This is a genomic window from Shinella sumterensis (genome assembly GCF_004514425.2).
Classification (GTDB): Bacteria; Pseudomonadota; Alphaproteobacteria; order Rhizobiales; family Rhizobiaceae; genus Shinella; species Shinella sumterensis.
On the sequence record NZ_MYFN02000005.1, the window covers coordinates 119172 to 141431 of the forward strand.

A 22260-nucleotide genomic window follows, 5' to 3' on the forward strand; every position below is an offset into this window, starting at 1 on the left:
GTCCATTCGCGTCACGCGGCATCGGCAGCGATCAGCACCTTGCATTGCGTCGTGCGGCGCCTTAGCCCCTCGAAAGTCTCGGGCACGGCATCGAAGCCGATCCGGCCCGTGATCAGCGCCTGCGGGCGGTAATGGCCGGGGCCGAGCGCGCCAAGCGCCGTCTCGAATTCGGCCATGTTGAAGAACACCGCAAAGACGAGCCGGATTTCCTTCGACAGGGCGACGAACGGATCCCATTCGTCACCGCCGACGCAGAGGCCCACACCGACCACCGTTCCATGGGTACGCACGAGCCGGCAGGCGAAATCGATGAGCCCGCGCTTGCCGACGCATTCGAAGACGATGTCGGCCTCCCCGCCCGTCCGGGCCTTAAAGTCCTCGGCAAGGCCGGGGCCGGAAAGGGCAAAACCGGTCGCGCCGACGGCGGCCGCGCGCTCCTCCTGATGCGTGTTGATATCGGCGACGACGACGTCGCGCGCGCCGTGGCGCCGCGCCCAGAAGGCGACCAGCAGGCCGATCGGCCCGGCGCCGAGGATCAGCACGCGATCGCCCGGCTTCAGCCCCGACCGCATGACGCAATGCAGCGCCACGGCGACCGGCTCGGCCAGCGCGCCCTCCTCGATGGGCAGGTCGTCGGGCAGGATGCGGCATTGACGGGCGGCGACGGTGGTAAACTCCGCATATCCGCCGCCGATCAGCTCCATCTCGGCACACCAGGCCGGCTCGCCCTTGCGGCAACTGTCGCAGGACCCGCAGCCACGCATCGGCGCCACCGCCACCCGGTCGCCCGGCTTGAGATCGTGGACAGCGCTGCCGCAGCGGACCACCTCACCGGCGAATTCATGGCCGAGAACGTCATGGCGGTTGAGCCCGAACGTCTTGGGATCCTCGGTCATGTGCAGGTCGGAACCGCAGATACCGCAGGCGGCGATCCTCAGCAGGACTTCATCCTCCGCTGGCTCCGGGGCGGGGCGCTCGCCCACGGTCAACGGCAATCCGACAGCATCGAACAGAACGGCCTTCATGTCCGGTCCTCCATCAGACGCCGACGTGTCGGGAACCAGGGGGCATCGACGACCTTGCAGATGAGACCCCAGAGGCCGCCGCGCGCAAACAGCGCCATGAACACGGTGAGCAGGCCGAGCACCACCATGTAGGTCGCGCCATATTCGCCGAACCAGCGCTCGGCGAAGAAGTAGATCAGCGCCCCGATCAGCACGCCCTCCAGCGAGCCCAGTCCGCCGACCATGACGATGAAGATCGCGATATTGGCCCAGCTCGGATCGTAGGCGGAGGGCGGGGTGATGCGCAGCTGCGCCATGAAATAGATGGCACCGGCAAGACCCGTGCCGACCGCCGCGGCGACCCAGATGAGGAAGCGCAGCCGGCCGACATTCACGCCCTGGCTGGCGGCGGCGACGGGATTGTCCCGCATGGCGATGAGCGCCAGCCCGTAGCGCGAGCGCAGGAGCCAGTAGCTGCCGCCGACCGTGACGAGCAGCATCAGCGCGCAGAGCAGCGAGACGCCGATGGCGCGTTCCATGGGCGAATAGCCGGTCATGACGCGAAGGCTCATGCCCGCCCCGCCGTTGACATAGCCGAAGACCGATGTGCCAAGCCGCAGCACCTCGGCGATGACCCAGGTGCCGATTGCGAAATAGGGACCGTCGAGCCGATGCAGCAGGCCATAGGTGGGAATGGCAAGCAGGGCCGGCGCGATCATCGCGAGCACGACGGCGACGAAGGGGTTGATGCCCCAGAGCTGCGCCATCACGAACATCATGTAGGCGGAGACGCCGATAAAGGCCTGCTGGCCGACCGATACCAGCCCGGCATAGCCGGCAAGCAGGTTCCACATCTGCGCGACGGCGATGTAGCAGCAGAGCTCGACAACATCGCGGATCAGCCCCTGGCTCGCCCAGAACGGCATCGCGGCGATGGCGAGGAGCGCGACGATGCCGAGCCCCATGGCGACGACGCCCGACAGGGTCTGGCGCTGGACGCGCACCGGCGGAAGATCCATGGCGCCGGCCGATGCTGATGCGGTTGCGAACGCTTGGGTCACGGTCTCAGCCCTTTCCGAGAATGCCCTGCGGCCGCAGTGCGAGAATGATGAGGAAAACGAGGTGGCCGGCGAGGATGCCGAAGCCGGGATCGATGCGGAACCCGATCGACTGGCTGATGCCGAGCACCATGGCCCCGATGAAGGCGCCCCAGATCGAACCCATGCCGCCGATGATGACCGCCTCGAAGGCATAGATGAGCTGGAAGGCGCCATCGGCCGGCGAGACCGTTGCGCGCATCGACTGGAAGACGGCCGCAAAGCCCAGGATACCGACGGCAAGCGCGGTCGCGCCGGCATAGACGGCCTTGGGGTCGATACCCGTCATCGCAGCCGCCTCGACATCGGCGGCGGCCGCGCGCAGCGAGCGCCCGAAGCGGGTATATTGCATCGTGACCGCAAGCGCCGCCGTCAGCACCGTGGCCGTGCCCAGCACGATCACCGGCAGCACGCCGACGAAGAGCGGCCCGAGCTGGAAGGACGCCTGGGCGAGGCCGTCGCTCGGCAGCGAGCGCGTGTCGGCCGACCAGACCTGCAGCATCGCGTTCTGCAGCGCGATCGACAGGCCGAAGGTGGCGATCAGCGATGGCAGCGGATCGGCACCGACGACGCGGTTGAGGATCAGCCGCTGCAGGATGATGCCGATGATGCCGCCGAGCGCGACCAGCACCACCAGCACCGACCAGGGGCCGAGGCCGAAGGTCGAGGCGAGGCTGATGCCGACCAGCGCCAGCAGGATCATGAGGTCGCCATGGGTGATGTTGACGACCCGCATCACCCCGAACATCAGCGCCATGCCGAGGGCATATTGTGCATAGAGGCCGCCCAGAAGAACGCCCTGGACCAGTCCGTCAAGCCACTGCATGGGATGCTCCGAAATAGGCTTCGCCGATCGCCTCGCGCGACAGGTCCGCAGAGCGGCCGGTCAGCGTCACGCGGCCCTCCAGCATGCAGTAGAGCCGGTCCGAAGAGGACTTGGCGAGGCCGACATCCTGCTCCACCAGCACGATGGCCGTGCCGTTTGCCGAAATCGACGGGATGGATTGGTAGATTTCCTTGACCACCTTGGGCGCCAGCCCGAGGCTGATCTCGTCGCACAGAAGCAGGCGCGGCTGGTTGAGCAGCGCGCGGCCGATCGCCACCATCTGCTGCTGGCCGCCGGAGAGCGACTGGACCGGCACCGCCTGTTTTTCCTTCAGGATCGGAAACAACGCATGGACGCGCTCGATCGTCCAGGCATCGCCGCGGCCTGGTGCGGCATGATCGACGGCAACGCGCAGGTTGTCGAGCACCGACATGCCGGCAAACAGCCGGCGTCCCTCCGGCACGATCGCCACGCCATCGGCCACCATGTGGTGCGGCTTGCTGCCGCCGACCGGCCGGCCATCGAGACGCACCATGTCGGCCCCGACCCTGATCAGGCCCATGATCGATTTCAAAAGCGTGGATTTGCCCGCACCGTTGGCGCCGATCAGGGCGACGACTTCACCCTCGGCGATATCGAAATCGACACCGTAGAGCGCCTGGAAATCGCCGTAGCGGGCCTTGAGATCGTGGGTGGAGAGGAGCGTCTTTGCCGTCATGCCTCGATCCCCATATAGACGCGGCGGACTTCCGGGTCCTTGATGACGTCATCCGGCTGGCCCTCGGCGATCTTCTCGCCGAAGTTCAGCACCATGATCCGGTCGGCCACCGCCAGCAGGGCGTGCAGCACATGTTCGATCCACACGATGGTGACGCCGCGGTCGCGGATGCGGCGGATCAGCTGCACGAGCGCCTTGCCTTCCTCATCCGTCAGCCCGCCGGCAATTTCGTCGAGCAGGAGCAGGCTCGGGCCGGACGCCAGTGCACGGGCAAGCTCCAGCCGCTTGCGATCGAGCAGCGTCAGCGATCCGGCCGAGCGGTTGGCCTTGTCCGCCAGCTCGCAGTCGCGCAGGATCTCGGCGCAGAACGCATAGCTCTGCGCCTCCGTGCGCCCGCCCCCGAAGGTGGCCGCCACGAGCAGATTCTCGAAGGTCGACATGCCCACATAGGGCCGGGGGATCTGGTAGGTCCGGCCGATGCCGATCTTGCAGCGCGCATAGGGCCGCTGGCCGACGAGCCGTTCACCGCCAAAAACAAGGTCGCCGGCATCGTTGTGCAGGTCGCCGCTGATCAGGTTGAACAGCGTGGTCTTGCCGGCGCCGTTGGGACCGAGAATACCCAGCACCTCGCCGCGCCGGACATCGAAACTGATGTCGTGCAGCACGCGGAGCGCACCGAAGGATTTGCTCAATCCTCTCGCTTCTAGCAATACGCCGTCCAATCGATCCTCCGCCCCGGCCGCGGCAAGCGCCTCCACGCGCTGCGTGCCCGGTTTTCTCATGCACTCGGATGGTTCTGCCTGTGGCCGGGCGCATTGCCGCCCGGCAACCATGTCCAGCATGCCCGGGCTCAGCTCGCCCAGGGGATTACCTTCATCTTCTGTTCGGGCTCGAACAGCTTGTTGACGGTGTTGTCGACGATCTTCAGGTCGTAGGGCCATTTATCGCCCTTCACCCACTGGCCGCCGAAGATCGGCGTCGTCGAGACATTCTTGTGCGGTCCGCTGGAGAAATCGACCTTGCCGATCAGCGTCTCCACCTTGGTTTCGACCATGGCGTCGCGGATCGAGGCGCGATCGAGCGGGTTGGCGGCGCGCTTGAGGATGTCGAGCGCCACTTCCCAGATCGCATGGCTATAGCCGAGCGGCTGCGTCCACTGCTTCTTGGTCTCGCTTTCCCACTGGTCGGCGATCTCGCGGCTCACCTGGCCCGTCAGCGTCGACTTGAACGGGAAGGCGGGCGTCCACCAGACTTCCGAGGACATGCCGTCGCCCAGCGGCCCGAGCGCCTGCACGCCGCCCGGGAAGAGAAGTGCTGCGGCCACGGTGATGGCCTTCGGCTTGTAGCCCTGCTGGGCGCACTGGTTGACGAAGGTCTTGAGGTCATCGGGATAGGTAATGCCGCCGACGATTTCGCAGCCGGCATTCTTGAACGCGGCGATCTGTGCCGAATAGTCGTTGGTGCGCGGCTGGAAGAAGCCGGGAACAGTGATCTCGAAGCCGGCCTTCTGGGTGGGGGCGGGCAGGCCGTAATCGTTGTTGCCCCAGGTCTCGCCATCGGCGTTCTGCGGAAACAGCATGCCGACCTTGCGGTTCGTGTCGAGCGTGTTCCACAGGCCGACAAAGGTGTTCAGCGCCTCGTCGAGACCCCAGAAGAAGTGGTAGGTCCAGTTGAAGGGCTCGTTCTGGCCGCCGCGCGGAAAGATCACGGCCTGCCAGGGGGCGCCGGTCGACAGGCACGGGCATTCGTTGAGTTCGGCCTGGTCGGCCGAAGGGCTGACGGTATCGGTGGTCGAGGCCGGCAGGAGCAGATGCACGCCGTCGTTCAGGATGAGGTCGCCGGCAACTTCGGCGGCGCGGTTCGGATCGGACTGGCTGTCGCGGATCAGGATCTCGACATCGAACTTGCCGGCGGCGGTCTCCAGGCCGTCCTTCAGCATCTCCTTGACCTTCTGCGCCGCCCAGCCGTCCGTCTCGCCGAACAGCGCGAGGGGACCGGTGGTGGGCGTCACGAAGCCGAGCTTGATCGTGCCGGCCGATTGCGCCCTGGCGATCATCGGCGCGCCGAGCGTGGCGGCGGCAAGGCCGGCCCCCATGCCCTTGAGCAGGGTGCGGCGGGATGGCTGCGCAAATTTCGTCTTCAGGTCCACCTTGGTCTCCTCCCTCTGGTGTTCTTGTCGTCTTGACGCGCATGCGGTGGCGGCCGGTCCTCCCAGACCCGGCAATCGCCTCACTTGATGCGGTTCATCGAACCGCCGTCGATCACGATCTGGCTCCCTGTGACATAGGATGAGCAGGGCGATGCCAGATAAAGCGCCAGCCCCTTGATATCCTCGGTGTCGCCGATCCGGCCGATCAGCGACTGCTCCTCGAAGGCCTTGCGGTCGGCCGGGATCTTCAGCCGCCCACCGGCAATGTTCGTCATGAAAGGCCCGGGCGAGATGCAGTTCACCAGGATGCCGAACATGCCCAGCTCCATCGCCATCTGCCGGACGAAATGGTCGACGCCCGCCTTGGCCGGCATATAGGGCGTGCCGACGATCGCCTCGTTGATCTGCGCAGCAATCGAGGATGTGACGATGATGCGGCCGCCGCCCGTCGCCTTCATGTGGCGCGCGGAATGTTTCACGGTGGTGTAGACGGATGAGAGATTGACCTCGATGACCCGGTCCCAGTGATGGTCGTCGAGCACGTCGATCGCCCCTTCGGGGATGCGTTCGCCGGTCGTCGACAGGAAGCCCGGTCCGGCATCGATGCCGGCATTGGCGAAGACCACGTCGATGCGGCCATGGCGTTCGGCCACCGCATCGAAGGCCTCCTTCATGCGGGCACGATCGGCCACATCGACCACCTGCCCCCAGACATCGCCGCCATCGGCCTTGAGTTCGGCCACGACGCTGTCGAGCTGCGTTGGATTGAGATCGAAAATACAGACCCGCGCGCCGTTGTCCGCCATGACCTCGGCATAAGCACGGCCGATGCCACTGGCGCCGCCGGTCACGATGACCGACTTGCCGCGAACGTCGAACATTTCCTCCAATGTCGCCATTCTTCTCCTCCCGATTACCAGGAGGCTAACAGTGGCCAACACCCGTTTTAATGATTTTTTTCAACTTTAATATGTCGGATCGTTATGTTCTGGAACCTTGTCGTCCCGGCTTAAACTGCGCCGCTGATACGGATAACCCATTCGCCTTGACCCGACTTGCAGACGGCTCTCGAAGTATCCAAAGTCGTGTTTTCGAGACTCTGAGGCCTGAAGGATAGATTCGTGAAAGTGATGTGCCTGAACGGCTGGGGCGGCAAGCTGCACGAAAAACTGTTGCCCTATCTCAAAAACAGCGAACCCGATGTCCTTTGCCTGCAGGAAGTCATTCACAGTCCCGAATCCGGCAAGGACTGGCTGACCTATCGCGATGGCGACCACGTCCTGGCGCAGCGCGCCAACTTCTTTCGCGATGTCTCGAACGCCTTGCCCGGTCATGTCGCCATCTTCTGCCCGGCGGCACAGGGCGTCCTCTGGGATCAGGACCAACCCGTCCCGTCGCAATGGGGGCTGGCGACGTTCGTGCGCCGCTCTCTGCCCATCATCGGCCAGATACAGGGCTTTGTTCACAAGGGCTTTTCACCGGCCGGCTATGGCGAGCATCCGCGGTCTCGCAGCGCCCATGGCGTCAGGGTCTATGATCACAGCGCGGGACGGTCCGTCAGTATCACGCATATGCACGGGCTGCGCGATCTGAACGGCAAGATGGATACACCCGAACGCGCCGCGCAGGCACGAAGGTTGCTCGATCTTTCCGACAGATTTCAGAGCCGGGTGACGTCGTAGTGGTCTGCGGCGACTTCAATGTCGAACCCGGCAGCGAAACGCTCGCCATCCTCGCCGATGCCGGACTGCATGAGCTGGTGACGGCGCGTGGCATTGAGAGCACCCGAACCACGCACTACAAGAAACAGGGCCGGTTCGCCGACTATATGCTTGTGAACCGCGTGGACGCCGTGACGTCGTTCGACGTCATCCATGACCCGGAAGTCTCGGATCACTGCCCTCTCGTTCTACAATTATAACCAGTATATCAGCGGGGATCGCAGCACGTCTGTGAAGACGGTTTTGCGGGAGTGCGATCATCAGCGAGGAATGGCGGAGAGGGTGGGATTCGAACCCACGATACCCTTGCAGGTATGCCGCATTTCGAGTGCGGTGCATTCGACCACTCTGCCACCTCTCCGGATGTCGGTCGGCACCTTTGAGGCGCGGGCGGTACATAGCGGGTGTCGTGCAGGCTGGCAAGAGGCCTTGACTGCTGAAAGGTCATCTATTTGTCATGGTGACGGAAATTCCCTTGACAGTTTCCCGCCCCTCACCTATTGCGCAAGGTGCAGTGGCATGGGTCTCGCCCGTGCCGCGACATGGTTCTTTTTGTCGAGCGGCCTGATTTTTCGGCGCCGCGTTCTGCGGGAACCACCCGAGCCGGTGATGCGCCAATGCATCGCCATCCCTGTCGACTGATAAAAAGACGGCCGTGCCCCAGGGCGCAGAGCCGGCACGAACATGAAAGGATACAAAATGTTCGCAGTCATCAAGACCGGCGGTAAGCAGTACCGCGTGGCCGCCAACGACGTTCTGACAATTGAAAAGCTGTCGGGCGACGCTGGTGCAAAGATCGAATTCACCGAAGTGCTGATGGTCGGCGTCGGCGCCGATGCGACGATCGGTGCGCCCTTCGTCGAAGGCGCGATCGTCACCGCAGAAGTCGTCGAGCACGGCCGCGCCAAGAAGGTCATCGCCTTCAAGAAGCGTCGTCGCCAGAACTCGAAGCGTTCGCGCGGTCATCGTCAGCACAACACGACTGTCCGTATCATCGACATCGCAGCCGCCGGCGGCAAGGCAAAGAAGGCTTCCAAGAAGTCTGAAGCCGAAGCCGTTGCAGCAGCCGAATAACCCGGACAGGTAAAGGAGAACTCCCATGGCACACAAAAAAGCTGGCGGTTCCTCGCGCAACGGTCGCGATTCCGAGTCCAAGCGTCTTGGCGTGAAGAAGTTCGGCGGCGAAGCCGTGCTCGCAGGCAACATTATCGTGCGTCAGCGCGGTACGCAGTGGCATCCCGGTGCCAATGTCGGTCTCGGCAAGGATCACACGATCTTCGCTCTCACGGCTGGCAATGTGAATTTCCGTACGAAGGCCAACGGTCGCGTTTACGTGTCTGTGGCCCCGAAAGCGGAAGCAGCGGAATAAGCCGGTAGCGCTCTAAAACAGCCGGCGTCTCATCGACCCGGCTGGCGCGACAGGTTTCAGGCCTGAAGAAGAAAAAGGGAGATGAGGCAAGACCTTATCTCCCTTTTTCGTTCTGGAGGACTGAACATGCAAACCGAACTGTTGCGGGAAGACCAATCAAGGTCTCCCCAGGAAAGGCCAAGGCCTGAACGGTCGAGGACCGATTGCCCGATCTTGCTGTCGCCGCGGCTCGTCATGAGAGCCCCGCACGAAGACGACATCGACGCCCTTGCCCATCTCGCCAACAACGCCAATATCGCCAACATGGTCGCCCGCATGCCGCACCCCTACACGGTTGCGGACGCCGCCGATTTCGTGCGACGCACGCGCGACGGCGCGATTGGCAAGTGCGTCTATGCCATCACGAAAGCCGACAACGGCGCCTTCCTCGGTTGCTGCGGGATCGAGCCGCATGACGACGGACGCACGGTCGAGCTGGGCTATTGGCTGGGCGAACCCTACTGGAACCAGGGTTATGTCACGGAAGCGGCCCATGCGCTGATCGACATGGTCTTCCGCACCCGCGACATCGAACAGATCGATGCGCGCTGCCGGGTCATGAACATCCCCTCGCGGCGGGTCATCCAGAAGTGCGGCTTCCAGTTCCAGGCGACCGGCATGGTGCAGAGCCTTGCCGTCGGCGGCATGGTGCCCGTCGAATGGTACCGGCTCGACCGCAAGACCTGGGTCTCGCTGAAGAGCTGGGGAGGCATGCGATGAACGCCATGCAAACCTCCGTCGAACGGGCCCGCACCGCCGGCCCCGGCCCCTGCCCGACCATCGCGACGGCGCGCCTGGTGCTGCGTCCGCACCGCATGTCCGATGCCGACGCCATCGCCCAGTCGCTTGCCGACTTCCAGGTCTCGCGCATGCTGGCGCGGGTTCCCGCCCCCTATGACCGGCAGGATGCCGCCGAGTGGCTTGCCGTGGCGACCACCGATCTCAACGATGGCTGGGCCTTCGCCATCACCGCCGGCGACGACGTGCATATCGGCTGCGTTTCCTTCGAGAGACGGAGCAAAGGCTGGGAAATCGGCTACTGGCTGAACCGCTTCTACTGGCAGCGCGGCTATATGAGCGAGGCCGTGCATGCGGCCATCGCCCGCTTCCTGATGCGCATGCCGGGCACGGAAATCCACTCGGGCATCTTCGCCGACAACCTCGCGTCTCTTCGCGTGCAGGAAAAGGCGGGCTTCCGCATCACCGGTTGCAGCGACGTCTTCAGCGTCGCGCGCGCCGCCATGGTGCCGCATCTCGAGACCGTGCTGGCGCCGGGCGATTTTCGCCCTGCGATGCCAAGGCAGTGACAACCAAGCGGGGCGGAGACATCCGCCCACCTCTCTTTCGTCATCCTCGGGTTCAACCCGAGGATCCACGCGGCGCCCGCGGCGGTGGATGGTCGGGTCAAGCCCGCCCGTGACGGAGGAGAGGGGTAGTGCTTCAGCCGAAGCTGGGAAAACTGCCGCTTTACGACAATTCGAACCAGACGGGCATGTGGTCGGAGCCGAAGGCCGTCTCGTCGACCCAGGCATCCGTCAGGCGCTCCACGAGGCCGTGGCTGAGGAAACAGTAATCGAGGAACATGCGGTCGGCATGGTCCTGGGGATTGATCCAGCTGAAGCTCGCGGCATGGCGCTTGCCGAGGCCGGCGATCGCATCGACCGGGTTGCCGGCGCGGATCTGGCGGCCATAAAGCGGATCGACGCCGCCGACCATTTCGCAATATTCGGGCGATTCCGGCACCATGTTGAAATCGCCCATCAGGACATAGTCCTCCGGCACGGGCGGTTCGGGCAGGCCGAGTTCATGGGCGCCGGAAATCGCACCGCCCTCGAAGCCGTAGAGCTGGGCGCGGTCCTTGAGATACCGGATCTGGGCGATGCGCTCGTCGCGGTGCACATGGTCGAGATGCACGGAGTAGACGCGGAGCGCGCCGCCCGGTGTGGCGATGACCGCTTCGGTGGCGCCGCGCTGGAGGTTCAGCTTGTCCAGCGTGCGGGTGCGCGGCAACGGGATGAGACGGCTGGAGAGGATCGGCCAGCGGGAAAAGATCATGTTGCCGAACTGGAAGCGGCGATTGACCACGCGGCCCTTTTCGATCGCCGATCCGGCATCGAGATCGCAGGCCGGCCAGAAGACGGAGTAGTGGTTCGCCAGCAGGGTCTGCAATTCGGCGACCATGTCGATGCCGCCATTGCGGTGGAAGTTGCGTGTCACTTCCTGCAACGCGATGATGTCGGCGCCATGGATCGAGGAGACGATGCGCGGCAGGTCGAGGCGATCGTCGAGACCGATCCCGTACTGGATGTTATAGCTGACGAATTTCACGATAGTCTTTGACCTCTGCGGGAAGCGGCTATATCGAAGACGGCAAAATGACCATATTGATCAGAGTAAAGCGAACGGCGAGCCGATGAAGTTCCTGGACGAAGCAAAAGTCTATATCCGGTCCGGCGACGGCGGGGCAGGGGCTGTCTCGTTCCGCCGCGAAAAATTCATCGAATTCGGGGGCCCCGACGGCGGCGACGGCGGACGCGGCGGCGACGTATGGGTGGAGGCCGTCAACGGCCTCAACACGCTGATCGACTTCCGTTACCAGCAGCACTTCAAGGCGACGATCGGCACGCACGGCATGGGCCGCAACCGCACCGGCGCGAACGGCGCGAGCGTGACGTTGAAGGTGCCCGTCGGCACGCAGATCTTCGAGGAAGACAACGAGACGCTGATCGTGGATCTCGTGCAGGAAGGACAGCGCTTCAAGCTGGCCGCCGGCGGCAATGGCGGCTTCGGCAACGCGCATTTCAAATCCTCGACCAACCAGGCGCCGAACTGGGCCAATCCCGGCCTGGAGGGCGAGGAAAAGACCATCTGGCTGCGGCTGAAGCTGATTGCCGATGCCGGTCTCGTCGGGCTGCCCAATGCCGGCAAGTCGACCTTCCTCGCGACCTGCACGCGCGCGCGGCCGAAGATCGCCAATTATCCGTTCACGACGCTGCATCCCAATCTGGGCGTGGCGACCATCGACGGCGGCGAGTTCATTCTGGCGGACATTCCCGGCCTCATCGAAGGCGCCCATGACGGCGTGGGCCTCGGCGATCGTTTCCTCGGCCATGTCGAGCGCACGCGCGTGCTGCTGCACCTCGTCTCCGCCCAGGAGGAGGATGTCGCCAAGGCCTACAAGACGGTGAAGCACGAGCTGGAAGCCTATGGCGGCGGCATCACCGACAAGCCGGAGATCGTGGCGCTCTCACAGATCGACCTGCTCGACGAGGACGAGCTGAAGAAGAAGTCCAAGGCGCTGCAGAAGGCCTGCGGTCAGCCCGTTCTGCAGCTTTCCGCCGTCGCCAATGTCGGCATGGTCGGCACGCTGCGCGCGCTCCGCGACGTCATCGTTCAATCGAAGAATGCCGGATCCGACGACTGAGATGACCAGGAACCGCAAACCGCTCGGAAAATACCGCCGGATTGTGATCAAGATCGGCTCGGCGCTGCTTGTCGACCGCGCGAGCGGCCTCAGGAAGGCTTGGCTCGATGCGATGTGCAAGGATATTGCCGCATTGAAGGCCGGCGGCACCGAGGTTCTCGTCGTCTCCTCCGGCGCCATCGCGCTCGGCCGTTCCGTGCTGAAGGTGCCCTCTGGTGCCCTGAAGCTGGAGGAAAGCCAGGCCGCCGCCGCCGTGGGCCAGATCGCGCTGGCGCGCGCCTGGTCGGAAAGCCTTTCGGCCGACGCTATCGTCGCCGGCCAGATCCTCCTGACGCTGGGCGATACCGAGGAGCGCCGCCGCTACCTCAATGCGCGCGCGACGATCAACCAGCTCCTGAAACTCGGGGCCGTGCCGATCATCAACGAGAACGACACGGTCGCCACCACGGAAATCCGCTATGGCGACAACGACCGGCTAGCCGCCCGCGTCGCCACCATGACGGGCGCCGACCTGCTGGTGCTGCTGTCGGATATCGACGGGCTCTACACCGCCCCGCCGCATCTCGACCCCGACGCGAAATTCCTCGAGATCATCCCGGCCATCACGCCGGAAATCGAGGCGATGGCCGGTGGCGCGGCGTCAGAACTGTCGCGCGGCGGCATGCGCACCAAGATCGACGCCGGCAAGATCGCGACGGGCGCGGGTTGCGCCATGATCATCGCCTCGGGCAAGGTCGACCATCCGCTGCGCGCCATCGAAGAGGGCGCACGCTCGTCGTGGTTTGCACCGTCGGGGTCGCCTGTGACCGCGCGCAAGACGTGGATTGCCGGGCAATTGCAGCCGGCCGGACGGCTGGAAATCGATGCGGGTGCGGAAACCGCGCTCAGTGCCGGGAAAAGCCTGCTGCCCGCCGGCGTGCGCGGCGTATGGGGGTCGTTTTCGCGCGGCGACACGGTTTCGATCTACGGTACGAACGGCCGCGAGATCGCCCGCGGCCTCGCGGGCTACGATGCCGACGAGGCGCGGCTGATCGTCGGCAAGAAATCGGCGGATATCGCCGCCATTCTGGGCTATGCCGGCCGCGCCGCCATGGTGCACCGGGACGACCTCGTGGTGACCGGCCTTGCCGTGCCGGCCGCTGCCGAGGCAGGGAAGGATTTGAGCCATGCTTGACCAGGTCAGGACCGATATCGACGCCCTGATGGACACGATCGGCCGCAATGCCCGCGCCGCCGCCCGTCCGCTTTCCATCGCCAGCGCGGAAGAGAAGAACCGCGCGCTGGAAGTCATGGCCGCCGAGATCCTGGCGAACCGCGACGCGATCCTTGCCGCCAATGCGCTCGACCTTGCCAATGCGAAGGAGAGCGGCGTCGCCGCATCCTTCCTCGACCGGCTGACATTGACGCCCGAGCGCATCGAAGGCATCGCCGCCGCCATCCGCGACATTGCCGGCCTCAAGGATCCGGTCGGCGACGTCATTGCCGAATGGGACCGGCCGAACGGCCTGCATATCGAACGCGTGCGCACGCCGCTCGGCGTCATCGGCGTGATCTACGAGAGCCGCCCGAACGTGACGGCGGATGCCGGCGCGCTGTGCCTGAAGGCCGGAAACGCCGTGATCCTGCGTGGCGGGTCGGACAGCGTGAATTCATCGCAGGCTATCCATTCCTGCCTGGTCGCCGGTCTCAAGGCCGCCGGCCTGCCGGAGCACGCCATCCAGTATGTGCCGGTGACGGATCGTGCGGCCGTCGGCGCCATGCTGTCGGGCCTCGGCGGCGCCATCGACGTCATCGTGCCGCGCGGTGGCAAGAGCCTCGTCGCGCGCGTGCAGAGCGAGGCCCGCGTGCCGGTCTTCGCGCATCTCGAAGGCCTCTGCCACGTCTATGTCGACAAATCCGCCAGGCTGGAAATGGCAAGGGATATCGTCCTGAACGCCAAGATGCGCCGCACCGGCGTCTGCGGCTCCGCCGAAACGCTGCTGATCGACCGCGCCGCGGCCGATACGCATCTTGCCCCGCTGGTCGAAGGCTTGCTGGCCGCCGGTTGCGAGGTCCGGGCGACGGACGAGATCCGCGCGCGCATCCCCAGTCTCGTGCCAGCGACCGAGGCGGACTGGTCGACCGAATATCTCGACGCGATCATCTCCGTTTCGCTGGTCGACGGTATCTCGGGCGCCATCGAGCACATCAACCGCTGGTCTTCCGCCCATACGGAGGCTGTCATCGCCGACGACCCCGGCGTGGTCGAGCGCTTCTTCACCGAGATCGATTCGGCGATCCTGCTGCACAATGCCTCCACGCAGTTCGCCGATGGCGGGGAATTCGGCATGGGCGGCGAGATCGGCATCGCCACCGGCAAGATGCATGCGCGCGGCCCCGTCGGCGTCGAGCAGCTCACCTCCTTCAAGTACCGAGTGCGCGGCACCGGACAGGTGCGGCCCTGAGGTGACGTCGGACGCGGTCGAAGAACGCTATCTGAGAATGCCCCATGTCGAGAAAGGCATGGCGGTCGGCCTGTTCGGCGGTTCCTTCAATCCGCCGCACGAGGGCCATGCGCTCGTGGCCGAAACGGCCCTGCGCCGGCTCGGCCTCGACCAGCTCTGGTGGATGGTGACGCCCGGAAACCCGCTGAAGGACCACAAGCAACTTGCGCCGCTCGCAGAGCGCATCCGCATGAGCGAGGCCATCGCGCCCGGGCCGCGTGTGAAGGTGACGGCCTTCGAGAAGCGGCTCGGCCAGAGCTATACTGCCAAGACGCTGGAGCGCGTGCAGGCGCTGAACCGCGGGGTGAATTTCGTCTGGATCATGGGCGCGGACAATCTCGCGACATTCCACAAGTGGCAGAACTGGCGGAAGATCGCCTGCACCTTCCCCATCGCCGTCATCGACCGGCCGGGCTCGACGCTCGCCTATCTCTCCTCGCGCATGGCCAAGACCTTCGACTATGCCCGCGTCGACGAAGAGGACGCCATGACGCTGCCGGGCCGGCGCGCACCCGCCTGGACCTTCATCCACGGGCCGCGCTCGGCGCTCAGTTCCACGGCCCTGCGCACGCGCACCGACCTAGATAAAACCATCCCTCAGAAGTGACGTCTTGAAACCGATACCCATTGATGCCTACATTTGGCAGGTATCGGCGCGCTTTGCCGGTACGGGACGTGCTGTTCTGATCCAGAAAGGAACGAACCTGACAACAGTGCACGCAAAGGGGAACGTCTATGGCGTTTTCTCCAAGAGCGCGGGACGCAGCGACGATGCAGCCGACCGTGCCCTTCAACTGGTCCTCGCCAGTCTCGAGGACTCGAAGGCAGAAGATATCGTGTCCATCAACATTGCCGGGAAATCGGCGCTGGGCGACTACATGGTGGTCGTGTCCGGACGCTCGAACCGTCATGTGATGGCGATCGCCGATCACCTCATCTCCGATCTCAAGGACGAAGGCCTGGGCAATGCCCGCGTCGAGGGCCTTGAAGCCGGCGACTGGGTGCTGATCGACACGGGCGATATCATCATCCATGTGTTCCGGCCGGAAATCCGGGAGTTCTACAACATCGAACGGATGTGGGCGGCTCCCGAAATCGAGGACGGTACGGTTCACTGAGCGGATCCGGCAAGACCGCGATGCGGTTTTGCGTGAGACCTGCGCTTTGACATAACGCCGGGCGCCTGTCCGGCGAGGAAGAGCGGTGCGTGCGTAGAGATCGCCGCACCACGACAACGGACAGGGCTTCGGCGATGCGGGTGGGACTTTTTGCGGTTGGACGGCTCAAGGCCGGCCCTGAGAAGGATCTTGCGGCCCGCTATATCGACCGTTTCGCCAAGGCCGGCCCGGCGATCGGCCTCGAACTCGGCAAGATGACGGAGGTCGGCGAAAGCCGCGCCGGCAACGCCGATACGCGAAAGCGCGAGGAAGCGGCGATGCTGGAAAAGGCGCTGCCTGACGGCGCCGTGCTGATCCTGCTCGACGAGCGCGGCAAATCGCTCGATTCGCCCGGCTTCGCCACTCTTCTCGGCGGCTTTCGCGATGCCGGCAAGCGCGAGCTGATGATCGCGATCGGCGGCGCCGACGGGCTCGCTCCCGCCCTCTACGACCGCGCGGACGCAACACTCTGCCTCGGCAAGATGACCTGGCCGCACCAGCTCGTGCGCATCCTTCTGGCCGAGCAGCTCTACCGCGCCGTCACCATTCTTTCCGGCCACCCCTATCATCGCAGCTGACACACGCGCCATGGCCGCGCAAGCCTGACCGTGCACTGTGCCGCCAGCCCTATTTTTGGCGCTCTTTCTTGGCGAAGTCCGCAAATCAGCATAGAGCGAAGGGAACGGATGTTCGGAAGACGATGAGGAAAACCGGCACAGCCCATCCCGGTGAAGGTGTCAGCCGCCTGCTGCGGCCGGCAATGCTGTCGGCTGTGCTCCTGGTGGCTGCGCTCGTTCACCCCGTCCTCGCCGAACCGGACGAAACGATTGTCACGACCGAAAAGACCGGTTCGCTGCCCCGTGTCGAACCGGATCCTGCCGCGGCCCTCGCCCTTCGCCGCGACAGCACGCGCCGCGAACTCGAATCGCTCTCCCAGTCCATCAGCGTTTCCGAGGAAAAGACGAAAGAGCTGGAGGCGGAGATCGCCCGGCTCGACAAGTCCCGCCAGACCCTGCGCGACGCCATCGTCCAGTCCGCCGCCCTGCGAAAGCAGATGGAGGAGAAGATTCTCGCCGGCGAAAAGCGGCTCGAAGGCATGCGTGAACAGGAGGCGGGCGTGCGCGCCTCGCTGCACGAGCGGCGCGGCGTGCTGGCCGAGGTTCTCGCTGCCCTCCAGCGCATGGGCCGCAATCCGCCGCCCGCCCTGCTGGTGACGCCCGACGACGCGCTGGCCTCCGTGCGCAGCGCCATCCTGCTCGGTGCGGTCGTGCCCGGAATCCGCAAGGAAACCGATGCGCTGATCGACGATCTCGCCGCGCTGATGGACATCAAGAGCGACATCGACCGCGAAAAGACCGAACTGACGGACGCCATGCAGATCCGGCTGGACGAGGAGAAACGCTCGGAACTGCTGGTCGCCCAGAACGAGGCGCTGACGGAAACCAACAACCGCACGCTTGCCGCCGAAAAGCGGCGCGCGGAGGAGCTGGCCGGCCGCGCGACGAGCCTGGAAGGCCTGATCGGCAGCCTGGAGAAAGAGATCGGCTCGGTGCGTGACGCCGCCGCGCTCGCCCGCGCCAAGGAAGAGGAACGGCGCGGCCTGAGCGAGGCCGAGCGGGAGAAGGCGAGGGCGCTGGCGCGCGACAGCGTGCCCGACAAAAACCGCATTGCTCCCGCATATGAATTTTCACAGTTGCAGGCAAAACTCGATTATCCCGTGGCAGGCGACCCGTTGCGCCAATTCGGCGACGCCGACGGAACCGGCCACGATTCCCAGGGGCTCACGCTCGCCACCAATCCCGGCGCGCTCGTCACCGCCCCTGCCGACGGATGGATCGTCTTTGCCGGGACGTTTCGCAGTTACGGACGCATGATCATTCTGAACGCGGGGGAGGGTTACCACCTCGTCCTGTCCGGCATGGACAAGGTGAACGTGCGGGAAGGCCAGTTCGTCGTGGCGGGAGAGCCGCTCGCCGTGATGGGCGAAAAGAGGATCGCAAGTGTGAACGCTTTGACGCTGGAAACGGACAAGCCGACACTTTACATTGAGTTTCGAAAGAACGGAAAACCGGTTGATTCCCGACCGTGGTGGTCCGCCAAAATTTCTGGAAAGGCACGCAATGATACGTAGGGCTTCACTTGTTATCGTCGGTGCACTCATGGGTGCCACGGCCATGAGCGTCATCAACACGGTTACGCTGCCCGCGGAAGCCGCCGGCTCGTCGACCTATCGCGAGCTTTCCATTTTCGGGGATGTCTTCGAACGCGTGCGCGCCCAGTATGTGACGCCGCCGAAGGAAGACCAGCTGATCGAGAATGCCATCAACGGCATGCTGACCTCGCTCGACCCGCATTCGTCCTACATGAATGCCAAGGATGCCGAGGACATGCGCACCCAGACCAAGGGCGAGTTCGGCGGCCTCGGCATCGAGGTCACGATGGAAGACGAGCTCGTCAAGGTCATCACGCCGATCGACGATACGCCGGCTTCGCGCGCGGGCGTTCTGGCCGGCGACTTCATCTCCAAGATCGACGGACAGGACGTGCGCGGCCTGAAGCTCGAGGACGCCGTCGAGAAGATGCGCGGCGCGGTCAACACGCCCATCAAGCTCACGCTGATCCGCAAGGGCGCCGACAAGCCGATCGAACTGACGATCAAGCGCGACATCATCGCTGTCAGGGCCGTCAAGTCGCGTGTCGAGGACAATGTCGGCTATCTGCGCGTCATCTCCTTCACGGAGAAGACCTATGACGATCTCGAAGCCGCGATCACCAAGATCAAGGAAGAGGTTCCGGCCGACAAGCTGAAGGGCTACGTGCTCGACCTGCGCCTCAACCCCGGCGGTCTGCTCGACCAGGCGATCAACGTCTCCGACGCCTTCCTGGAGCGCGGCGAAGTCGTTTCGACGCGCGGCCGCAACGATGACGAAACCCGCCGCTTCAACGCGACGCCTGGAGATATCACCGACGGCAAGCCGGTCGTCGTGCTGATCAACGGCGGCTCGGCCTCGGCTTCGGAAATCGTCGCCGGCGCGCTGCAGGACCTGCGCCGCGCCACCGTGCTCGGCACACGTTCCTTCGGCAAGGGCTCGGTCCAGACCATCATCCCGATGGGCGACGCCGGCGCACTGCGCCTGACGACCGCGCTCTACTACACGCCGTCGGGCAAATCGATCCAGGGCACCGGCATTACGCCCGACATCACCGTCGAGCAGCCGCTGCCGCCCGAATTGCAGGGCAAGATCGAGAACGCGGCCGAATCCAGCCTGCGCGGCCATATCCAGGGCCAGAGCGAGACGGAAGCGGGCTCCGGCTCCTCCGCCTATGTGCCGCCGGAAGCCAAGGACGACGTTCAGCTTCAATACGCACTCGAACTGCTGCGCGGCCAGAAGTCCGACCCGTCCTTCCCGGCCAATCCGGAAAAGGCCGAGCTGAAGCAGTAAGTCGCATTCGCAGGGCCCGTCACCGCGCGGGCCCTGTCTTCACGCACCTTCCGGCCAGCGCGGACTGACCTTGGGCACAGACATTCACGCACCTCTCGGCCAGGACCGCAAGGCGAGGGCCGGACGGACGGGACCGTCACGGTTCCCCGCCGGTAGGGTCGTGTCTGCTTTGGCCGTCGCGGGCTTGGTCGGACTGTCCGGCTGGACGGCGCTGGCGCCCAGCGGCCTGCGCACGGAACCGTTTGCCGTCCCCGCTGAAACCATCGAAACGGCAGATGCCGGGCCCGACCGGAAGGCCGCCGAGCCCGGCGACGGCGTGCGCAGGGCCAACGGCCTTTCCGGCGCCCGCGTCGAGGAAACCGTCACCGACGACGGAAGCGTCGTGCGCAAATATGCGCCCGGCACCCGCGACGGCACCGGTCCCGTCATCCTCGAGGCAAACCGTGTCGGCCAGGATGCCCGCACGGCAGCCTTCCCGAACGAAGATCTCCTGGAAGACACCTCCGACGGCAAGATCCCGGTCATCGGTCTCGACGGCACGCGCCCGATGGACCAGTATGCCCGCCCATGGTCGGGCGCGCGCGGCACGCGGATCGCCATCGTGGTGGGCGGCCTCGGCCTCAGCCAGACGGGCACGCAGCGCGCCATCCGCGAACTGCCGGGCGAGGTGACGCTGGCCTTTGCCGCCAGCGGCAACAGCCTGCAGCGCTGGATGCAGGAGGCGCGGCGCGCCGGCCACGAAATCCTGCTGCAATTGCCGCTCGAACCCTTCGATTATCCGCAGAACGATCCCGGTCCCTACACGCTGCGCACGGACATGAGCGAGGCGCAGAACCTTGCCGAGCTGCACCGCGCGATGGCGCGGATCACCAACTATACCGGCATCGTGAACTTCATGGGCGGCCGCTTCCTCTCCAGCGCCGACGCGCTGGAGCCCGTGATGCGCGACGTGGCGAGCCGCGGCCTGCTCTTCCTGGACGACGCCAGCTCCGCCCAGTCGCTTTCGGGCACCATTGCCGGCGCCGTCTCCGCACCGCATGCCTTTGCCGACCTCCAGCTCGACGCCGATCTCTCGCGCACGGCCGTCCTGAAGAAGCTCGATGAGCTGGAACGCATCGCACGGCGCAACGGCACCGCGATCGGCATCGCCTCGGCCTTCGACGAAAGTGTGGACGCCATCCGCGAATGGTGCGAGGAAGCCGGCACGCGCGGCATCGAAATCGTCGGCGTCGCATCGCTCGCAGACATTCCCGCCAAACGATAGGAACTCCCGATGGGCAAGGAAAAGGACAAGGTGGTCAGGGCCGAGGACCTGCCTTACCGCCCCTGTGTGGGCATCATGGTGCTGAACGCCGAAAACAAGGTCTGGGCCGGTCACCGGCTCGCGGTCGGCAATTCCGAATATGACGGCTCGCCGCAGCTCTGGCAGATGCCGCAGGGCGGCATCGACGAGGGCGAGGACCCGCTGGAGGCCGCGTACCGCGAGCTCTACGAGGAGACCGGCATGAAGAGCGTCTCGCTGATCGCCGATGCCGGCCGCTGGATCAACTACGACCTGCCGGCGCACCTGATCGGCATTGGCCTGAAGGGAAAATATCGCGGCCAGACGCAGCGCTGGTTCGCCTTCCGCTTCGAGGGCGATGAAAGCGAGATCGCCATCAACCCGCCGCCGGGCGGGCACACGGCCGAGTTCGACGAATGGGCGTGGAAGCCCATGCGCGACCTGCCCGAGCTCATCGTTCCGTTCAAGCGCAAGGTCTACGAGGAGGTCGTGGCGACCTTCGCCCATCTCGCGCCCTGACAAAAAAATCCCCGGCAAGCCGGGGATTTTCGTATGCGTGGATGAAGGCCGGTCTTATTCGGCTTCGTTCGCCGGCGCTGCGTTGAGCTGGCCGTACTTTTCCTCGCCGAGCTTGCCGAGCAGCTCAAGCTGGGTCTCGAGGAAGTCGATATGGCCTTCCTCGTCGATCAGCAGCTCTTCGAACAGCTTCATGGTGACGTAGTCACCGGCGTCGTGACAGATGTCACGCGACTTCTTGTAGGCCGTGCGGGCATCGTATTCGCCGGCAAGGTCGGCTTCCAGAACTTCCTTGACGTTCTGGCCGATGCGCAGCGGTGCGACGGTCTGCAGGTTCGGGTGGCCTTCAAGGAAGATGATGCGGGCGACGAGCTTGTCGGCGTGCTGCATTTCTTCGATGGACTCGGCACGTTCCTTCTTGGCGAGAAGCGTGTAACCCCAGTCCTCGAGAAGGCGGTAGTGAAGCCAGTACTGGTTGACAGCACCCAGCTCGAGATAGAGCGCTTCGTTAAGCTGCTCGATGACCCTTGTGTCGCCTTTCAAGATCCGCTCTCCTGTTTTCTTCATGGAATTGTTTGAGGCGGGTCATGAAATCAAAAATCTCGGCATCCGTCGAGTCGCCGCGGGCGTGGTATTGCTCCGTCGTGCGGATGATGATGTCCACGACGTTGGGAAAACAGCCACAGCAGCGGCCACGCTTTTGCATCGCGTGATAGACTTTCGCAGGCACGATGAGCTGCCAACAGTCCTCGTCGAGGAGGCCGTTGATCACGTCGACGATGTCCTTTTCGGTGATGAAATTGCAGCTGCAAACCAGCATTTCGACTTGCCCGTCATACGCAAAGCACTGAGTTTCCGGGATTAAGCAAAAGAGGACATTGGCTGTCAAGAATGATCGCATCACTTGCTGCCCTGCGCAAACTTAGAGTCGTTCTAATCTTGATTAAAAATATCGTCTTTTCATGCGCTTACGCCTCAAACCAGCGGACAAAAATCGCGAAAGCATGCGACAAACTGACTGATCACGTTTTA

The 22260-nt window shown here is 64.5% G+C and carries 23 protein-coding genes, 1 tRNA gene and 2 pseudogenes; 15 read left to right on the forward strand and 11 right to left on the reverse strand.

Annotated elements, in window-relative coordinates; genetic code table 11:
* Window positions 1–11: 11 nt before the first annotated feature.
* The 7 genes from B5M41_RS11920 to B5M41_RS11950 form a co-directional block, all read right to left on the reverse strand.
* Window positions 12–1025 (reverse strand): zinc-dependent alcohol dehydrogenase, encoded by a 1014-nt coding sequence (locus tag B5M41_RS11920; RefSeq protein WP_134648425.1) that lies wholly within the window; start codon window positions 1023–1025, stop codon window positions 12–14.
* Window positions 1022–2065, reverse strand: a complete 1044-nt coding sequence (locus B5M41_RS11925; protein ID WP_230640062.1) for a branched-chain amino acid ABC transporter permease — start codon at window positions 2063–2065, stop codon at window positions 1022–1024. The genes B5M41_RS11920 and B5M41_RS11925 overlap by 4 nt, the downstream gene beginning before the upstream one ends.
* Before the next feature lie 4 nt (window positions 2066–2069).
* Window positions 2070–2927 (reverse strand): branched-chain amino acid ABC transporter permease, encoded by an 858-nt coding sequence (locus B5M41_RS11930; protein WP_134648427.1) that lies wholly within the window; start codon window positions 2925–2927, stop codon window positions 2070–2072.
* Window positions 2914–3645: an ABC transporter ATP-binding protein gene (locus B5M41_RS11935; protein ID WP_134648429.1), complete on the reverse strand. Its 732-nt coding sequence runs from the start codon at window positions 3643–3645 to the stop codon at window positions 2914–2916. The genes B5M41_RS11930 and B5M41_RS11935 overlap by 14 nt, the downstream gene beginning before the upstream one ends.
* Window positions 3642–4337 carry an ABC transporter ATP-binding protein gene (locus tag B5M41_RS11940; protein ID WP_306159437.1) on the reverse strand — a complete coding sequence of 232 codons (696 nt, stop codon included), beginning with the start codon at window positions 4335–4337 and terminating at the stop codon, window positions 3642–3644. Before B5M41_RS11940 ends, B5M41_RS11935 begins: the two co-directional genes overlap by 4 nt.
* Window positions 4338–4495: 158 nt before the next feature.
* A complete protein-coding gene (locus B5M41_RS11945) occupies window positions 4496–5794 on the reverse strand; it encodes an ABC transporter substrate-binding protein (RefSeq protein ID WP_134648431.1) in 1299 nt (432 codons plus the stop codon).
* Between the two features lie 80 nt (window positions 5795–5874).
* Window positions 5875–6693, reverse strand: coding sequence for an SDR family NAD(P)-dependent oxidoreductase (locus B5M41_RS11950; RefSeq protein ID WP_134648433.1), 819 nt, complete (start codon window positions 6691–6693; stop codon window positions 5875–5877).
* 222 nt (window positions 6694–6915) lie between these two features.
* On the opposite strand from B5M41_RS11950, the pseudogene B5M41_RS11955 reads away from it, so the two are divergent.
* Window positions 6916–7715, forward strand: a pseudogene (locus B5M41_RS11955) (endonuclease/exonuclease/phosphatase family protein).
* A gap of 71 nt (window positions 7716–7786) precedes the next feature.
* Here the strand turns inward: B5M41_RS11955 and B5M41_RS11960 are convergent.
* Window positions 7787–7876, reverse strand: a tRNA-Ser gene (locus tag B5M41_RS11960).
* Between the two features lie 338 nt (window positions 7877–8214).
* Here B5M41_RS11960 and rplU point away from each other — a divergent pair.
* The 4 genes and pseudogenes from rplU to B5M41_RS11980 form a co-directional block, all read left to right on the forward strand.
* A pseudogene (rplU, locus tag B5M41_RS11965) lies at window positions 8215–8526 on the forward strand (50S ribosomal protein L21); the annotation flags it as partial.
* Window positions 8527–8614: 88 nt separating this feature from the next.
* A complete protein-coding gene (gene rpmA, locus B5M41_RS11970; protein ID WP_134648437.1) occupies window positions 8615–8884 on the forward strand; it encodes a 50S ribosomal protein L27 in 270 nt (89 codons plus the stop codon).
* Window positions 8885–9010: 126 nt separating this feature from the next.
* Window positions 9011–9643, forward strand: coding sequence for a GNAT family N-acetyltransferase (locus B5M41_RS11975; protein ID WP_134648439.1), 633 nt, complete (start codon window positions 9011–9013; stop codon window positions 9641–9643).
* Entirely contained in the window at window positions 9640–10230 is a 591-nt protein-coding gene (locus tag B5M41_RS11980) for a GNAT family N-acetyltransferase (RefSeq protein ID WP_134648441.1), read from the forward strand. Before B5M41_RS11975 ends, B5M41_RS11980 begins: the two co-directional genes overlap by 4 nt.
* A gap of 160 nt (window positions 10231–10390) precedes the next feature.
* On the opposite strand, the gene B5M41_RS11985 is transcribed toward B5M41_RS11980, so the two are convergent.
* A complete protein-coding gene (locus B5M41_RS11985; protein WP_134648443.1) occupies window positions 10391–11251 on the reverse strand; it encodes an endonuclease/exonuclease/phosphatase family protein in 861 nt (286 codons plus the stop codon).
* An 85-nt stretch (window positions 11252–11336) separates the two neighbouring features.
* Between B5M41_RS11985 and obgE the strand changes: the two genes are divergently transcribed.
* The 10 genes from obgE (at window position 11337) to B5M41_RS12035 (ending at window position 21231) form a co-directional block, all read left to right on the forward strand.
* Window positions 11337–12347, forward strand: a complete 1011-nt coding sequence (obgE, locus tag B5M41_RS11990) for a GTPase ObgE (RefSeq protein ID WP_134648445.1) — start codon at window positions 11337–11339, stop codon at window positions 12345–12347.
* Window position 12348: 1 nt separating this feature from the next.
* A complete protein-coding gene (gene proB, locus B5M41_RS11995) occupies window positions 12349–13521 on the forward strand; it encodes a glutamate 5-kinase (protein WP_134648447.1) in 1173 nt (390 codons plus the stop codon).
* Complete coding sequence (locus B5M41_RS12000) at window positions 13514–14791, forward strand: glutamate-5-semialdehyde dehydrogenase (RefSeq protein ID WP_134648449.1); 1278 nt, start codon at window positions 13514–13516, stop codon at window positions 14789–14791. Before proB ends, B5M41_RS12000 begins: the two co-directional genes overlap by 8 nt.
* A 37-nt stretch (window positions 14792–14828) precedes the next feature.
* Complete coding sequence (locus B5M41_RS12005; protein ID WP_230640071.1) at window positions 14829–15437, forward strand: nicotinate-nucleotide adenylyltransferase; 609 nt, start codon at window positions 14829–14831, stop codon at window positions 15435–15437.
* A gap of 31 nt (window positions 15438–15468) precedes the next feature.
* Entirely contained in the window at window positions 15469–15948 is a 480-nt protein-coding gene (rsfS, locus tag B5M41_RS12010; protein WP_160871824.1) for a ribosome silencing factor, read from the forward strand.
* A 134-nt stretch (window positions 15949–16082) separates the two neighbouring features.
* Window positions 16083–16565 carry a 23S rRNA (pseudouridine(1915)-N(3))-methyltransferase RlmH gene (rlmH, locus tag B5M41_RS12015; RefSeq protein WP_134648634.1) on the forward strand — a complete coding sequence of 161 codons (483 nt, stop codon included), beginning with the start codon at window positions 16083–16085 and terminating at the stop codon, window positions 16563–16565.
* Between the two features lie 122 nt (window positions 16566–16687).
* Entirely contained in the window at window positions 16688–18118 is a 1431-nt protein-coding gene (locus B5M41_RS12020) for a murein hydrolase activator EnvC family protein (RefSeq protein ID WP_230640063.1), read from the forward strand.
* Window positions 18108–19430 carry a S41 family peptidase gene (locus tag B5M41_RS12025; RefSeq protein WP_134648453.1) on the forward strand — a complete coding sequence of 441 codons (1323 nt, stop codon included), beginning with the start codon at window positions 18108–18110 and terminating at the stop codon, window positions 19428–19430. Before B5M41_RS12020 ends, B5M41_RS12025 begins: the two co-directional genes overlap by 11 nt.
* Before the next feature lie 70 nt (window positions 19431–19500).
* On the forward strand, window positions 19501–20694 hold the full coding sequence (locus B5M41_RS12030; RefSeq protein ID WP_134648455.1) for a divergent polysaccharide deacetylase family protein: 1194 nt from the start codon (window positions 19501–19503) through the stop codon (window positions 20692–20694).
* 9 nt (window positions 20695–20703) lie between these two features.
* Window positions 20704–21231 carry an RNA pyrophosphohydrolase gene (locus B5M41_RS12035; protein ID WP_134648457.1) on the forward strand — a complete coding sequence of 176 codons (528 nt, stop codon included), beginning with the start codon at window positions 20704–20706 and terminating at the stop codon, window positions 21229–21231.
* Between the two features lie 54 nt (window positions 21232–21285).
* Here the strand turns inward: B5M41_RS12035 and bfr are convergent, their stop codons facing one another.
* Entirely contained in the window at window positions 21286–21771 is a 486-nt protein-coding gene (gene bfr / locus B5M41_RS12040) for a bacterioferritin (RefSeq protein ID WP_134648459.1), read from the reverse strand.
* Window positions 21737–22048 (reverse strand): (2Fe-2S)-binding protein, encoded by a 312-nt coding sequence (locus B5M41_RS12045; protein ID WP_134648636.1) that lies wholly within the window; start codon window positions 22046–22048, stop codon window positions 21737–21739. The genes bfr and B5M41_RS12045 overlap by 35 nt, the downstream gene beginning before the upstream one ends.
* Window positions 22049–22260: the final 212 nt, after the last annotated feature.

Coding starts and splice junctions, on each gene's coding strand:
- B5M41_RS12000 (WP_134648449.1), top strand. CDS start 13,514: ATGCTTGACCAGGTCAGGACCGATATCGACGCCCTGATGGACACGATC.
- rlmH (WP_134648634.1), top strand. CDS start 16,083: ATGCGGGTGGGACTTTTTGCGGTTGGACGGCTCAAGGCCGGCCCTGAG.
- B5M41_RS11980 (WP_134648441.1), top strand. CDS start 9,640: ATGAACGCCATGCAAACCTCCGTCGAACGGGCCCGCACCGCCGGCCCC.
- B5M41_RS12005 (WP_230640071.1), top strand. CDS start 14,829: ATGCCCCATGTCGAGAAAGGCATGGCGGTCGGCCTGTTCGGCGGTTCC.
- B5M41_RS12020 (WP_230640063.1), top strand. CDS start 16,688: ATGAGGAAAACCGGCACAGCCCATCCCGGTGAAGGTGTCAGCCGCCTG.
- B5M41_RS11975 (WP_134648439.1), top strand. CDS start 9,011: ATGCAAACCGAACTGTTGCGGGAAGACCAATCAAGGTCTCCCCAGGAA.
- B5M41_RS11930 (WP_134648427.1), bottom strand. CDS start 2,927: ATGCAGTGGCTTGACGGACTGGTCCAGGGCGTTCTTCTGGGCGGCCTC.
- B5M41_RS11920 (WP_134648425.1), bottom strand. CDS start 1,025: ATGAAGGCCGTTCTGTTCGATGCTGTCGGATTGCCGTTGACCGTGGGC.
- B5M41_RS12045 (WP_134648636.1), bottom strand. CDS start 22,048: ATGCTGGTTTGCAGCTGCAATTTCATCACCGAAAAGGACATCGTCGAC.
- B5M41_RS12035 (WP_134648457.1), top strand. CDS start 20,704: ATGGGCAAGGAAAAGGACAAGGTGGTCAGGGCCGAGGACCTGCCTTAC.
- B5M41_RS11950 (WP_134648433.1), bottom strand. CDS start 6,693: ATGGCGACATTGGAGGAAATGTTCGACGTTCGCGGCAAGTCGGTCATC.
- obgE (WP_134648445.1), top strand. CDS start 11,337: ATGAAGTTCCTGGACGAAGCAAAAGTCTATATCCGGTCCGGCGACGGC.
- rpmA (WP_134648437.1), top strand. CDS start 8,615: ATGGCACACAAAAAAGCTGGCGGTTCCTCGCGCAACGGTCGCGATTCC.
- B5M41_RS12025 (WP_134648453.1), top strand. CDS start 18,108: ATGATACGTAGGGCTTCACTTGTTATCGTCGGTGCACTCATGGGTGCC.
- proB (WP_134648447.1), top strand. CDS start 12,349: ATGACCAGGAACCGCAAACCGCTCGGAAAATACCGCCGGATTGTGATC.
- B5M41_RS11935 (WP_134648429.1), bottom strand. CDS start 3,645: ATGACGGCAAAGACGCTCCTCTCCACCCACGATCTCAAGGCCCGCTAC.